The organism is Streptomyces sp. NPDC001868 (assembly GCF_040297125.1).
Classification (GTDB): Bacteria; Actinomycetota; Actinomycetes; order Streptomycetales; family Streptomycetaceae; genus Streptomyces.
Genome location: NZ_JBEOYO010000002.1, coordinates 420,745 through 434,020 on the forward strand (window position 1 = coordinate 420,745; position 13,276 = coordinate 434,020).

Below are 13,276 nucleotides of genomic sequence, written 5' to 3' on the forward strand. Positions count from 1 at the left end.
CCGGTCAGACCCGTACCCTCGTGTCCTCCCTGGCCGGGGGCACCGGCCCCGGGCCCGGCTCCGGCGCCTCGTCGTGGGTGAGGTCCGGCAGCCGGTTCAGCCACTTCGGCAGATACCAGTTGCGCTCGCCGAGCAGGGCCATCACCGCCGGGAGGAGCACACCCCGGATGATCGTCGCGTCGATGAGGACGGCCGCGGCGAGGCCCACGCCCATCTGCTTCATGGACTGCATGGACAGCGTCCCGAAGATCGCGAAGACGGCGACCATGATGACGGCGGCGCTGGTCACGACCCCGGCCGTGGTGACCACCCCGTGCCGGATCGCGTCCTTCGTCGTACGGCCCCGCAGCCGTGCCTCACGGATCCGCGAGACCACGAACACGTGGTAGTCCATCGACAGCCCGAACAGGATCACGAAGAGGAACAGCGGCAGCCAGGTGATGATGGCGCCGACACCCTCCGCGCCCACCAGCGAGGCCCCCCAGCCGTGCTGGAAGACGCCGACGAGGATGCCGTACGCGGCGCCCACCGACAGCAGGTTCAGCACGATCGACGTGATCGCGATCGTCAGCGAGCGGAACGACAGCAGCATGAGAAGGAAGGCGAAGACCACGACGAAGGCGAAGACCGGGACGACGGAGCCGACCAGCTGGTCGTTGAAGTCCTGGTTGCCCGCGACCTGCCCGGTGACCGGCGCCTCGACGCCTTCGACCTTGCCGAGCGTGGCGGGCCGTACCTCGTCGCGCAGCTTGTCCAGGCTCGCGCCCGCCTTGTCCTGGTCGGAGCCGCCGACCAGCGGCACGTACACGAACGCCACGTTCTGCGCGCCGTGCACCTTGATCTCCACCGGGCCGCGCGAGGCGCCCGAGGCGACGGCCTCCTCCTTGAAGTCGGCCAGCGCCGACCGCACCTCGGGGGCGTTGATGTCCTTCGCCTTCACGACCACCTCGGCCGGCTCGGAACCGCCCGGGAAGGCCTCGTTGACCCGGTTGTACGTCTGCACGATCGGCAGCGAGTCGCCGAACTCCTGGTCCAGCGTGAGGTTCTGCGTCTTCATCCCGACCGCGGGCGCGGCCACGGCGAGCAGCGCACCGGTCGCGACGACCAGCGACAGCGCCGGCCTGGCGAGGACGACCCGCAGGACGGCGTTCCAGAAACGGCTCTCCGCGTTGCCCTCTCCCGAACGGCCGTTCTTCCGCCGCTTGTCCGGGTGCAGGAACGGGATACGGCCCTTCTCGACCCGCTCGCCCAGCAGCGACAGCAGCGCAGGCAGCACCGTGACCGAACCGACCATCGCGACGGCGACGACCATCAGGGAGGCCAGGCCCATCGCCTCGAACTCGGCGAGCCCGGTGAACAGCATGCCCGCCATCGCCACGCACACCGTGACACCGGAGACGATGATGGCGCGGCCACTGGTCGCGGCGGCCACCCGCAGCGCGGTCTGCGCGTCCCGGCCCGCCGCACGCTCCTCGCGCTCACGGCGCAGATAGAACAGGCAGTAGTCGACCCCGACGGCCAGACCCACCAGCAGCATCACGGAGTTGGCGGTGTCGCTCATCGGGATCACATGGCTGACGATGGCCATCAGCCCCATCGTCGCCATGATCGCGGTCATCGCCAGCGCGACCGGCAGCAGCGCCGCGACGACCGCGCCGAACGCGATCAGCAGGATGCCGAGCGCCACCGGCAGCGCCGAGTACTCGGCCTTCTGGAAGTCGTCCCCGAACGCGTCGTCGAACGTCTTCATCATGGAGGCGCCGCCGATCTCCTCGATCCGCAGCGACCCGTGGTCCTTCTGGACACCCTCGACGGCCTTCAGCACCGGCTCGATGCGCTCGCCCGCGGTGTCCGAATCGCCCCGCACGTCGAACTGCACCAGCGCGCTGCGGCCGTCCTTCGAGATCGTCCGCGTGTCGTACGGCGAGGTCACGTCCGTGACCTTCCCGGTGCCCTCGACGGCCTTCATGACGTCGTCCACGGCGGCCCGGAACGTGGCGTCCGTGGCCTTGGTGCCGTCGTCCTTCGCCTGGATCAGGACGGTCTCACCGGCGGGCTCCTCGATGCCCGCCTCCTCGATGATGTGCGCCGCCGTGCTGGTCTCTCCCTTGAGCTGGTCGCTGTCCTTGACCTCGACCGAGCCCATCGCCGAGCCGATCCCCATCGTCAGCACGACGAACAGCACCCAGATCCCGACGGCCGCCCAGCGGTGCCGGGCGCTCCAGCCGCCCGCCCGGGCGGCGACACCCCGCACCCGTATGTCTCCGTTTGCCATCGCCGGCCAGTCCCCTCGTCGACAGGTGACGGCCCCCTGCCGTCGCCCTTCGCTTCGAAGGTATGAGCCGGATAAGGGCATCTCTTCGTGCTCTCCGGTGAACCCCGAGGCCTACGACTCCTCCGCTCGGACCCCACCCCCTCCCCACCAAGGAGGACAGTGACCCCCTACACCTATCCCGGCCTCTCAGGGCCCCTCCTCAGGGTGATCGCCCCCTCCCGTGCTTATCGTGAGCCCATGACGACGTACGCGGCGCTTCTGCGCGGGATCAATGTGGGCGGCAGCAAGAAGGTCCCGATGGCCGACCTCCGCACCCTCCTGACCGGCCTCGGCCACACCGGTGTGTCCACCTACCTGCAGAGCGGCAACGCGGTCTTCACCAGCGACCACGGCGACGAGGACTCCCTCGCCGCCGACCTCACGACGGCCATCGGCGAACACTTCGGCTTCACCGTCGACGTCCTGGTCCGCGACCACGCCTACCTGGAGGCCGTCCGCGAGGCCTGCCCGTTTCCGGCGGCGGAACTGGAGGGCAAGCAACTCCACGTCACCTATCTCTCGGAGACCGTGGACGCGACCCGCTTCGAGGGCATCGACCAACAGGCCTTCCTCCCCGAGGAGTTCAGACTCGGCGACCGGGCCGTCTACCTCTACGCCCCCGAGGGCCTCGGCCGCTCCAAGCTCGCGGAGACCCTGTCCAGGCCCCGCCTCCAGAAGGGTCTGATCGCCACGACCCGCAACTGGAACACGGTGGTGAAGCTGGCGGAGCTGACCGGGGCCGGCTGACTGTCGCGTTTGTTCAAGAGGACCCGGCGCGCCGTCCCTAGCGTGAGGTGCATGACGAACCACGACACCCCGCACCCACGCCCGCACCCCCACCACCCGTTCATGGCGGAATGCGCCGCCGAGGCGGCCCGTGTCGCCCGGGGCGTCACGGCGGAACAGCTCGCCCGTCCCACCCACTGCGGCGACTGGGACGTCCGCGCCCTGGTCAACCACTGGGTCCTGTACACCTCGCACGGCCTGGAACACCGCGCCCTGCGCAAGCCGCTTCCTGAGGAACTGACCCGGCGCGACTTCACCACCGCCCCCGACTGGGCCGACGCCTACGCCGCCCAGCTGGACCGCGCGGTCACGGCCTGGGCCGACCCGTCCCTCTGGGAGGGCGACATCGACCTGGGCATGGGCCCGCTCCCGGCCGTCGACCTGGCCGGCATGATCATCAAGGAGATGGCCGTCCACGGCTGGGACGTCGCCGTCGCCACGGGCCAGGACTTCCGGGTCTCGGAGGGCGCCGCCCGCTTCGTCCTCGACGTCGTCGAGACCCACGGCGACCTCTACCGCCAGTACGACGGCTTCGCCGACCCCGTGCCCGCACCGGCCGACGCGCCGGTGTTCGACAGGGCGCTGGCGTCGAGCGGCAGGGACCCGAAACTCGGAATCCGCTAGGACCCGGACGTTCAAACGTTCAAACGTTCAAACGTTCAGACGTTCAGGCGCTCGCGCCGATCCGCGTCCGCAGCAGCGCCTTCACGGACGCCTCGTCGTACCTGCGCAGCAGCAGCCGGGCCACTTCCGGTGCCGGGCCCAGTACATCGGCGAGGACGTCCGCCTCGGCCGCGCCCGTCGCGATGCGGTCCGGCAGCCGGCCGGGCGCGAGGACATACGGCGCGACGGCGACGCGTTCGCAGCCGAGTGCCCGGAGCTCCCGTACGGCGTCCTCGGTGCGGGGGAGGGATGCGGAGGCGAACGCGGGTCGCACGGCGCACCAACCGGTGTGCCACCACTCCCGCGCGATGTCGGCGATCACCGCGATCGCCTCCGGGTCGGAGGACCCCGCCGAGGCCAGGACGACCCCGGTCGAGGATTTGTCGGCGGGGTTCAACCCCGCCTCGTACAGCCGGTGTTCGAGCGCCGTCAGCAGCAGCGGCGAGGGGCCCAGGACGTCGGCCTGGCGGATGCGCAGGCGTGGCGGGGCCTCCCGCAGGACCGCCGGGATGTCCGCCTTGGCGTGGAAGGCGCGGGTCAGGAGGAGCGGGAGCGCCACCACGTCCCGGACGCCCTCCGCCGCCAGTGACTCCAACACCCCTTGGACGGAGGGGATGTTGAAGTCGAGGAAGCCGGTCTCCACCCGCAGCCCGGGGCGCAGCGCCCGCACACGCCGTACGAGGGCGTGCACGGTCGCGGCGTGCCGCGGATCGCGGCTGCCGTGGGCGACGACGAGGAGAACCGGCTTCCTGAGGTGCATGGGGATCAGCTCTTCACCAGCAGACCGCGGCTGCGCAGCACCCACCGCTCCAGCGGACTGAAGATCAGCAGGTCGATGGCGATACCGACGATCAGGATGAGGAAGATGGCCAGGAACACCTGCGGCATGCTGCTGTTGGTGCGGCCCGCCTCCAGCATCTGGCCGAGGCCCGAGCCGATGTCGGGTGCCTTGGCGATGATCTCGGCGGCCATCAGCGAACGCCAGGAGAACGCCCAGCCCTGCTTCAGACCGGCCACATAGCCGGGCAGCGCGGCCGGCATCACGATGTGCCAGGTGCCCTTCAGCCCGGTCGCGCCCAGGGTGCGGCCGGCCCGCAGGAACAGCGGCGGCACCTGGTCGATGCCGGACACCAGACCGTTGGCGATCGACGGGACCGCGCCGAGCAGGATGACCGTGTACATCACCGACGGCTCCAGCCCCAGCCAGACCACCGCGGGCGGCACCCACGCCACCGACGGCAGCGACTGCAGACCCGAGAGGATCGGGCCGATGGCGGCGCGGACGATCCGGACGCGGGCCACCAGCAGACCCAGCGGGGTACCGATCGCCAGGGCGGCGAGGAAGCCGAGCAGACCACGGGAGACGCTGGTCCAGATGGAGTCCAGGAGTGTGCCCTGCAGCCAGGCCTGCCGGACCTCCTCCCACACCGCGGACGGCGAGGGCAGCTTGTAGGCCGGTGCGACCTCCGCCAGGACGAGGAGCTGCCAGACCGCCAGCACCAGGGCGACCGCGGTGATCGGGGGCAGCACCTTCTGGACGAGTACCTGGCGCAGCGGCGGCCGCCCGGTCTGCACCGAGTCGAGCGCGTCGAGGCCCGCCTCCAGCCCCGCGAGATCGTCGGAGTCCTTGACGTTCTTGCCGGGGATGGCGTCGCTCGTGGTCTCAGTGCTGGCCATGGCGGCGGATCTCCTTGCGCAGTTCTTCGGTGATCTCGACGGACAGCTCCGCCACGGCGGTGTCCTCGATGCGGCGCGGCTGCTGGATGCCCACGGTCCACTCGCGGGCCACCCGGCCGGGGCGCGAGGACAGCAGGACGACCCGCTCGGCGAGCCGTACCGCCTCGCGCACGTTGTGCGTCACGAACAGCACCGAGACCCGCGTCTCGCTCCAGATCCGGGTCAGCTCGTCGTGGAGCACGTCCCGGGTGATGGCGTCGAGCGCGGCGAACGGCTCGTCCATCAGCAGCAGCTTGCTCTCCTGCGCCAGGGCGCGGGCCAGGGCGACACGCTGGCGCATACCGCCCGACAGCTCGTGCACCCGCTTGCCGTACGCGCCCTGGAGCCGGACCAGACCGAGCAGTTCCTCGGTCCGCTCGCGCCGCTCGGCCTTCGGAACCCCCCTGAGCTTCAGGGCGAGTTCGATGTTCTTGCCCGCGGTGAGCCACGGGAACAGGGCGTGCTCCTGGAACATCAGAGCCGGACGCCCGTCGGTCGTGATGCTGCCCTGCGACGGGGCGTCGAGCCCCGCCACCAGGTTCAGCAGGGTGGACTTGCCGCAGCCCGAGGCCCCCAGGAGGGTGACGAACTCGCCCGGAGCGACATCGAGCGTGATGTCGTCCAGGACGAGCTGCTGCCCGGTCGGCCCGGCGAAGGACTTCGATACGTGCTCGATACGGGCGGCGTGCTCGGCCGTCTGGACGCCGTCGGCGGCCTTGGCGAGTGTGGTGGCCATGGTCGTCACCTCCTGGGAACTCATCGGACTACGCGGTTACTTGACGCCGAGACCGGCGTCGTCGACCTCGTCGTCGCCCTCGGCCTTGAGGACCTTGTTGAGCAGCGTCAGGTCGTAGATCCCGTCGAGCTTCGGGTTCTCCAGCAGACCGGCCTTGACCGCGTGGTCCGCCTCGGTCTGCAGGGTGGACGCCAGCGGGTCGTTGATGAACTGGATGGACTTCCACGCCGGGTCGAGCACCTCAGCCGGCAGTTCCTTGCCGGAGTCCGCCTTGAGCTGGGCGTTCGCCGCGGTCTTCGCCTCGTCCGCGTTGGTGTTGATGAACGCGTTGGTCTTGACCGAGCCGCGCAGCACGGCCTCGACGACGTCCGGGTGCTCCTTCAGGAACTCCTGGCGCACGATGATGTTCGTGATCACGAACTTCTTGTCCGGCCACAGGTCGGCCTCGTCCAGCAGGACCTTCGCACCCTCGGCGACCAGCTTGGAGGCGGTCGGCTCCGGCACCCAGGCGCCGTCGATGGCACCGGACTTGTAGGCGTCCGGGGCGACGGAGTTCTCCGTGCGGACCACGGACACATCGCCCTTGCCCGTGTTCGCGTCGACCTTCCAGCCCTGCTCCGCGATCCAGTTGAGGAACGCCACGTCCTGGGTGTTGCCGAGCTGCGGGGTGGCGATCTTCTTGCCCTTGATGTCCTTCAGGGACTTGATCTTGTCCGGGTTGACGACGAGCTTCACGCCGCCGGAGGCCGAGCCGCCGATGATGCGCAGGTTGGCGCCGTCCGCCTTGGTGTAGCCGTTGATCGCCGGGGAGGGGCCGATCCAGCCGATGTCGATGGAGCCGCCGTTGAGGGCCTCGATCTCGGAGGGGCCGGCGTTGAAGGTCGTGTACTTCGCCTTGGTGCCGCCGAGCTCCTTCTGGAAGAAGCCCTTCTGGATGCCGACGAGGGCGGTGGCGTGGGTGAGGTTGCCGAAGTAGCCGATGTTGACGGTGTCGAGACCGCCGATCTTCTCGGCCCCGGCGGCGACCTTGTCGGTCTTGGTCTCGGTCGACTCGGAACCGTAACCGCAGGCGGCGAGGGTGAGCAGGGGAAGCGCGGCGATGGCGGCGAACGTACGCCGGAAGGCGGCGGAGCGGTGTGCAGGCACGGGAGGTGTTCCTCTCGGAGGCCCGGCGGTCACGGTCTCTCAGGTCGTGGCCGGGAGGTCAGGAGAACGGTCTTCGTCGCAACCGGGACGTCGGGTGGGGGGACGGGGCGCGCAAGCAGTGCGCGTACGTCATCGCACACATCGCGCGACTCCGCCCTGCCCGCTGCCGAGGGCGCCGCTGCCGACACGGCCGCCCTCCTTCGCGAACGTCGCGTAGTAGTCCACTGGGTTCATGTCAGAAGTCCCACCCGTCGTCCTCGGCCTCGTCCTTGACGGGCTCGGGGGAGGCGAACGACTCGCCGACCATGCCGGCGGTGAGCGTCGTGCCGTCGGCGGGGTCGATCAGGATGAAGGAGCCGGTGCGGCGGGAGTCGGCGTACGAGTCGACGGGGAGCGCCTCCGCCGTACGGATCTTCACCCGGCCGATGTCGTTCGCGACGAGCTGTCCCGGGTGCGGGTGCAGGGACAGGTCGTCGAGTGTGAGACGGGAGGGGATGTCCTTGACGATCGCCTTGACCGTACGGGTGCCGTGCTTGAGCAGCACCCGGTGGCCCACGGTGAGCGGCGCGTCCGCGACATGGCAGACGGTCGCCTCGATGTCCTGCGTGGTCGCGGGCGCGTCCTTGCTGGGGACGAGGAGATCGCCGCGCGAGATGTCGATGTCGTCCTCCAGCAGGAGCGTCACCGACTGCGGGGTGTGGGCCGCGTCGACCGGCTTGCCGAGGAGGTCGATGCCCGTGACCTTGGTGGTACGGCCGGAGGGCAGGACCGTCACCGGGTCGCCGACGCGGAACGTACCGGCCGCGATCTGGCCCGCGTAGCCCCGGTAGTCCGGGTGCTCGGCGGTCTGCGGACGGATCACGTACTGCACGGGGAGACGGGCGTGGCAGTGCGCCAGGTCGTGGGCGACCGGCACGGACTCCAGGTGCTCCAGGAAGGTCGGGCCGCCGTACCAGTCCATGTTGGCCGACGGCTCCACCACGTTGTCACCGGCCAGCGCCGAGATCGGGATGGAGGTGATCTCCGGGACGCCCAGCTCGGACGCGTACGCCGTGAACTCCTCGGCGATCCGCGCGAAGACGTGCTCCTCGTACCCGACGAGGTCCATCTTGTTGACGGCCAGGACCACGTGCGGGACACGCAGCAGCGCGGCGATCGCGGCGTGCCGGCGGGTCTGCTCGACGACGCCGTTGCGGGCGTCGACCAGGATCACCGTCAGCTCGGCGGTGGAGGCACCCGTCACCATGTTGCGGGTGTACTGCACATGGCCGGGGGTGTCGGCGAGGATGAACCGGCGGCGCGGGGTGGCGAAGTAGCGGTACGCCACGTCGATGGTGATGCCCTGCTCCCGCTCGGCCCGCAGGCCGTCGGTGAGCAGCGCGAGGTCGGGGGCGTCCTGGCCACGGCTGGCGGAGACCCGCTCCACGGCCTCCAGCTGGTCGGTGAGGACCGATTTGGAGTCGTGCAGCAGCCGCCCGACGAGGGTGGACTTGCCGTCGTCGACCGAGCCCGCGGTGGCGAACCGCAGCAGGGTCGTCTCGGTGAGTTCCGTGGTCGTGGTCATGCCTAGAAGTACCCCTCGCGCTTACGGTCTTCCATCGCGGCCTCGGACATCTTGTCGTCGGCGCGGGTCGCACCCCGCTCGGTGAGCCGGGAGGCGGCGATCTCGGTGATGACCTGGTCCAGCGTCACCGCGTCCGAATCCACCGCACCCGTGCAGGACATGTCCCCCACGGTCCGGTAGCGGACGAGCCGCGTCTCGACGGTCTCGCCGTCCTTGGGGCCGCCCCACTCACCGGCGGTCAGCCACATGCCGGCCCGCTGGAACACCTCACGCTCGTGCGCGAAGTAGATCTGCGGCAGTTCGATCTTCTCCCGGGCGATGTACTGCCAGACGTCCAGCTCGGTCCAGTTGGACAGCGGGAACACCCGGACGTGCTCACCGGGGGCGTGCCGGCCGTTGTACAGGTTCCACAGCTCGGGGCGCTGCCGGCGCGGGTCCCACTGCGAGAACTCGTCCCGCAGGGAGAACACCCGCTCCTTGGCGCGCGCCTTCTCCTCGTCGCGTCGCCCGCCACCGAAGACGGCGTCGAACTTCTCCGCCTGGATCTTCTCGGTCAACGGCACGGTCTGGAGGGGGTTGCGGGTGCCGTCGGGGCGCTCCCGCAGCACTCCGCGGTCGATGTAGTCCTGCACGGAGGCGACGTGCAGCCGCAGCCCGTGCTCGGCGACCGTGCGGTCGCGGTACTCCAGGACCTCGGGGAAGTTGTGCCCGGTGTCCACGTGGAGCAGCGTGAAGGGGATCGCCGCCGGGGCGAAGGCCTTCAGCGCCAGGTGGAGCATGACGATGGAGTCCTTGCCGCCGGAGAACAGGATCACCGGCCGTTCGAACTCACCCGCCACCTCGCGGAAGATGTGGACGGCCTCGGACTCCAGCGCGTCCAGGTGGGACAGCGTGTACGGGGTGCCGGTCTCCCCGGAGACGGCGGCGACGGTCGTCGTCATGCCAGACCCCTCTCGGTGAGCAGCTTGTGGACCAGCGCCGCGGACTCCTGGACCGTCTGGTCCTGCGACTCGATGCGCAGGTCCGGGGTCTCGGGAGCCTCGTACGGGTCGTCGACCCCGGTCAGCCCGGAGATCTCACCGGCCGCCTGCTTGGCGTACAGGCCCTTCACATCGCGTACGGAGCACACCTCGACCGGTGTCGCCACATGCACCTCGACATACGCGGCACCGCTCGCCGCGTGCCGCTTGCGGACCGCCTCGCGGCTGTCGGCGTAGGGCGCGATGACGGGCACGAGCGCCTTGACGCCGTTGCGGGCGAGCAGGTCGGCGAGGAAGCCGATGCGCTGCACGTTGGTGTGCCGGTCGGCGCGGCTGAAGCCGAGGTCCGCGGTGAGGAACTCACGGATCTCGTCGCCGTCGAGGACCTCCACGAGGTGGCCGTCCTCGCGCAGGCGGCCCGCCAGCTCGTAGGCGATGGTGGTCTTGCCGGCGCTCGGCAGACCCGTGAGCCAGACGGTGGCTCCGGTGGCTCCGGTCGTCACTGGGTTCTCCTGGTTCGTCGCGGGAGCACGGTCCGTCCCGGGGACGGTGTTCCCGACGGTGTCAGCGGTCTCGACGGTCTTGGTGGCGGTCTCGGTGGCGTTCTCTGCGGGCACCGCGGCGGTCACAGGTGCAGCCCGCACTCGGTCTTGGAGTTGCCGGCCCAGCGGCCGGCCCGCGCGTCCTCGCCCGGGGCGACGCGGCGGGTGCAGGGGGCGCAGCCCACGGAGGTGTAGCCGTCCATGAGCAGGGGGTTGGTGAGCACGCCGTGCTCGGCGACGTAGGCGTCCACGTCGTCCTGCGTCCAGCGCGCTATCGGGGAGACCTTGACCTTGCCGCGCTTGTCGTCCCAGCCGACGACCGGGGTGTTCGCCCGGCTCTCGGACTCGTCGCGGCGCAGACCGGTCGCCCACGCGTCGAAGCGGGTGAGGCCCTCTTCGAGGGGCTTGACCTTGCGCAGGAAGCAGCAGAGGTCGGGGTCGCGGTCGTGCAGCTTCGGCCCGTACTCGGCGTCCTGCTCGGCGACCGTCTGACGCGGGGTGATCGTGAGGACGTTGACGTCCATCACGGCCTCGACCGCGTCGCGGGTGCCGATGGTCTCCGGGAAGTGGTAGCCGGTGTCGAGGAACACGACGTCCACGCCGGGCCTGGCCCGGGAGGCGAGGTGGGCGACGACCGCGTCCTCCATGGAGGAGGTCACGCAGAAGCGCTTGCCGAAGGTGTCCACGGCCCACTGGAGGATCTCCAGCGCCGAGGCGTCCTCCAGATCACGGCCGGCCTGCTCGGCGAGCGCCTTGAGTTCGGCGCGCTTCGCCGCGTCCGGGCCGGCCGCGTCCGTCGAGGACGCGGCCGTGGACGCGGATGTATCGGAATCCGAGTCCGTCTGAACGGCAGTCATATGTGATCCCCTCCGCTGTCGGCTCGCTGAACCCCCCGGGCCAGCAGCCCGAGGAACTTCAACTGGAAGGCTCGATTGCAGGCTCCGCATTCCCACGCGCCATGACCCTCTTCGTTCGGGCGCAGGTCCTCGTCACCGCAGTAGGGGCAGTAGAAAGGGGCGGCTCGCTCGCTCACGACAGGGCCTCCTCGCTGGCGCGGGTGACCCAGGCGGCGAAGCGCTCGCCGTCCTCGCGCTCGTCCTGGAACCGCTTGAGCACGCGCTCGACGTAGTCGGGGAGTTCGTCGGAGGTGACCTTCAGGCCGCGCACCTTGCGGCCGAAGCCGGCCTCCAGGCCGAGCGCGCCGCCCAGGTGCACCTGGTAGCCCTCGACCTGCTCACCCTGGTCGTTGAGCATCAGCTGACCCTTGAGACCGATGTCCGCCACCTGGATACGGGCGCAGGCGTTCGGGCAGCCGTTGATGTTGATGGTGAGCGGCTCGTCGAACTCCGGGATACGGCGCTCCAGTTCGTCGATCAGCGCGGAACCCCGGGCCTTGGTCTCGACGATGGCGAGCTTGCAGTACTCGATGCCGGTGCAGGCCATGGTGCCGCGCCGGAACGGGGAGGGGTTGACCGTGAGGTCCAGCGCCTCCAGGCCCGCCACGAGCGAGTCGATCTGCTCCTCGGTGACGTCGAGGACGATCATCTTCTGCTCGACGGTGGTCCGGACCCGGCCGGAACCGTGCGCCTCGGCGAGGTCGGCGATCTTCGTCAGCGTGGTGCCGTCGACGCGGCCGACACGCGGGGCGAACCCGACGTAGTAGCGGCCGTCGTTCTGCTGGTGCACACCGACGTGGTCGCGCCAGCGGGCCACCGGCTGGTCGGGCGCCGGGCCGTCGATGAGCTTGCGCTTGAGGTACTCGTCCTCCAGGACCTGGCGGAACTTCTCCGTGCCCCAGTCGGCGAGCAGGAACTTCAGGCGGGCGCGGGTGCGTAGCCGCCGGTAGCCGTAGTCACGGAAGATCGAGATGACGCCCTCGTACACGTCCGCGACCTCGTCCAGCGGCACCCAGGCGCCGAGCCGCTGCCCGATCTTGGGGTTGGTGGAGAGGCCGCCGCCGACCCAGAGGTCGAAGCCGGGGCCGTGCTCGGGGTGGCGGACACCGACGAAGGCGATGTCGTTGATCTCGTGCGCCACGTCGAGCAGCGGCGAGCCGGAGATCGCGGACTTGAACTTGCGGGGCAGGTTCGAGAAGGCCGGGTTGCCGATGATCCGCCGATGGATCTCGTCCATCGCGGGGGTGCCGTCGATGATCTCGTCCGCGGCGATGCCGGCGACGGGCGAGCCGATGATCACACGGGGGGTGTCACCGCAGGCCTCGGTGGTGGACAGCCCGACGGCCTCAAGGCGCTCCCAGATCTCGGGGACGTCCTCGACGCGGATCCAGTGGTACTGGACGTTCTGCCGGTCGGTGATGTCGGCGGTGCCCCGCGCGAACTCCTGCGAGATCTCGCCGATCACCCGCAGCTGCTGGGTGGTGAGACGACCGCCGTCGATCCGCACCCGCAGCATGAAGTACTTGTCGTCCAGCTCCTCCGGCTCCAGGATCGCGGTCTTGCCGCCGTCGATCCCGGGCTTGCGCTGGGTGTACAGCCCCCACCAGCGCATCCGGCCGCGCAGGTCGTTGGGGTCGATCGAGTCGAAGCCACGCTTCGAGTAGATCGTCTCAATGCGTGTCCGCACATTGAGACCGTCGTCGTCCTTCTTGAACTGCTCGTTGCCGTTCAGCGGGGTGAAGTGTCCCGCGGCCCACTGGCCCTCACCACGGTGACGGCTCACCTTGCGGCGTGGCGTGGCGGGGTTCTGCGGGGTGGCGGCCATGGGTGTATGTCCTTCGGGAAAGGCGTGGAAGCGGCTCTGACCTGCGCTTGCGCGCGCATGCGAGCACACGCGGGCAGCGTGTGCGGCGCCTGCGCGTCTTTGCGCGGG

Annotated in this window: 13 protein-coding genes; 2 read left to right on the forward strand and 11 right to left on the reverse strand. The window is 70.0% G+C overall.

What is annotated here, in order from left to right; genetic code table 11:
• Positions 1–4 precede the first annotated feature (4 nt).
• Positions 5–2,275 (reverse strand): MMPL family transporter, encoded by a 2,271-nt coding sequence (locus ABT147_RS04255; RefSeq protein ID WP_351402603.1) that lies wholly within the window; start codon positions 2,273–2,275, stop codon positions 5–7.
• Positions 2,276–2,512: 237 nt separating this feature from the next.
• Here ABT147_RS04255 and ABT147_RS04260 point away from each other — a divergent pair, with 237 nt between their 5' ends.
• A complete protein-coding gene (locus tag ABT147_RS04260; protein ID WP_351402604.1) occupies positions 2,513–3,061 on the forward strand; it encodes a DUF1697 domain-containing protein in 549 nt (182 codons plus the stop codon).
• A 51-nt stretch (positions 3,062–3,112) separates the two neighbouring features.
• Positions 3,113–3,724, forward strand: coding sequence for a TIGR03086 family metal-binding protein (locus tag ABT147_RS04265; RefSeq protein ID WP_351402605.1), 612 nt, complete (start codon positions 3,113–3,115; stop codon positions 3,722–3,724).
• Between the two features lie 43 nt (positions 3,725–3,767).
• Here the strand turns inward: ABT147_RS04265 and ABT147_RS04270 are convergent, their stop codons facing one another.
• The 10 genes from ABT147_RS04270 to ABT147_RS04315 form a co-directional block, all read right to left on the reverse strand.
• Positions 3,768–4,523, reverse strand: coding sequence for a sirohydrochlorin chelatase (locus ABT147_RS04270; protein ID WP_351402606.1), 756 nt, complete (start codon positions 4,521–4,523; stop codon positions 3,768–3,770).
• A gap of 5 nt (positions 4,524–4,528) precedes the next feature.
• Positions 4,529–5,440, reverse strand: a complete 912-nt coding sequence (locus ABT147_RS04275) for an ABC transporter permease (RefSeq protein WP_351402607.1) — start codon at positions 5,438–5,440, stop codon at positions 4,529–4,531.
• Complete coding sequence (locus ABT147_RS04280; RefSeq protein ID WP_351402608.1) at positions 5,427–6,215, reverse strand: ABC transporter ATP-binding protein; 789 nt, start codon at positions 6,213–6,215, stop codon at positions 5,427–5,429. Before ABT147_RS04280 ends, ABT147_RS04275 begins: the two co-directional genes overlap by 14 nt.
• Before the next feature lie 36 nt (positions 6,216–6,251).
• Positions 6,252–7,361 (reverse strand): aliphatic sulfonate ABC transporter substrate-binding protein, encoded by a 1,110-nt coding sequence (locus tag ABT147_RS04285; protein ID WP_351402609.1) that lies wholly within the window; start codon positions 7,359–7,361, stop codon positions 6,252–6,254.
• Positions 7,362–7,596: 235 nt separating this feature from the next.
• The gene (locus tag ABT147_RS04290; protein ID WP_351402610.1) at positions 7,597–8,925 is read right to left on the reverse strand and encodes a sulfate adenylyltransferase subunit 1; all 1,329 of its coding nucleotides are present in this window, start codon (positions 8,923–8,925) and stop codon (positions 7,597–7,599) included.
• Between the two features lie 2 nt (positions 8,926–8,927).
• Positions 8,928–9,866, reverse strand: a complete 939-nt coding sequence (gene cysD, locus ABT147_RS04295; RefSeq protein WP_351402611.1) for a sulfate adenylyltransferase subunit CysD — start codon at positions 9,864–9,866, stop codon at positions 8,928–8,930.
• Positions 9,863–10,408, reverse strand: coding sequence for an adenylyl-sulfate kinase (gene cysC, locus ABT147_RS04300; RefSeq protein WP_351402717.1), 546 nt, complete (start codon positions 10,406–10,408; stop codon positions 9,863–9,865). The genes cysD and cysC overlap by 4 nt, the downstream gene beginning before the upstream one ends.
• Before the next feature lie 122 nt (positions 10,409–10,530).
• Positions 10,531–11,304, reverse strand: coding sequence for a phosphoadenylyl-sulfate reductase (locus ABT147_RS04305; RefSeq protein WP_351402612.1), 774 nt, complete (start codon positions 11,302–11,304; stop codon positions 10,531–10,533).
• Positions 11,301–11,480 carry a hypothetical protein gene (locus ABT147_RS04310; protein WP_152786627.1) on the reverse strand — a complete coding sequence of 60 codons (180 nt, stop codon included), beginning with the start codon at positions 11,478–11,480 and terminating at the stop codon, positions 11,301–11,303. The genes ABT147_RS04305 and ABT147_RS04310 overlap by 4 nt, the downstream gene beginning before the upstream one ends.
• Positions 11,477–13,168, reverse strand: a complete 1,692-nt coding sequence (locus ABT147_RS04315) for a nitrite/sulfite reductase (RefSeq protein WP_351402613.1) — start codon at positions 13,166–13,168, stop codon at positions 11,477–11,479. The genes ABT147_RS04310 and ABT147_RS04315 overlap by 4 nt, the downstream gene beginning before the upstream one ends.
• Between the last annotated feature and the right edge of the window lie 108 nt (positions 13,169–13,276).

Coding starts and splice junctions, on each gene's coding strand:
- ABT147_RS04255 (WP_351402603.1), bottom strand. CDS start 2,275: ATGGCAAACGGAGACATACGGGTGCGGGGTGTCGCCGCCCGGGCGGGC.
- ABT147_RS04260 (WP_351402604.1), top strand. CDS start 2,513: ATGACGACGTACGCGGCGCTTCTGCGCGGGATCAATGTGGGCGGCAGC.
- ABT147_RS04265 (WP_351402605.1), top strand. CDS start 3,113: ATGACGAACCACGACACCCCGCACCCACGCCCGCACCCCCACCACCCG.
- ABT147_RS04270 (WP_351402606.1), bottom strand. CDS start 4,523: ATGCACCTCAGGAAGCCGGTTCTCCTCGTCGTCGCCCACGGCAGCCGC.
- ABT147_RS04275 (WP_351402607.1), bottom strand. CDS start 5,440: ATGGCCAGCACTGAGACCACGAGCGACGCCATCCCCGGCAAGAACGTC.
- ABT147_RS04280 (WP_351402608.1), bottom strand. CDS start 6,215: ATGGCCACCACACTCGCCAAGGCCGCCGACGGCGTCCAGACGGCCGAG.
- ABT147_RS04290 (WP_351402610.1), bottom strand. CDS start 8,925: ATGACCACGACCACGGAACTCACCGAGACGACCCTGCTGCGGTTCGCC.
- cysD (WP_351402611.1), bottom strand. CDS start 9,866: ATGACGACGACCGTCGCCGCCGTCTCCGGGGAGACCGGCACCCCGTAC.
- ABT147_RS04305 (WP_351402612.1), bottom strand. CDS start 11,304: ATGACTGCCGTTCAGACGGACTCGGATTCCGATACATCCGCGTCCACG.
- ABT147_RS04315 (WP_351402613.1), bottom strand. CDS start 13,168: ATGGCCGCCACCCCGCAGAACCCCGCCACGCCACGCCGCAAGGTGAGC.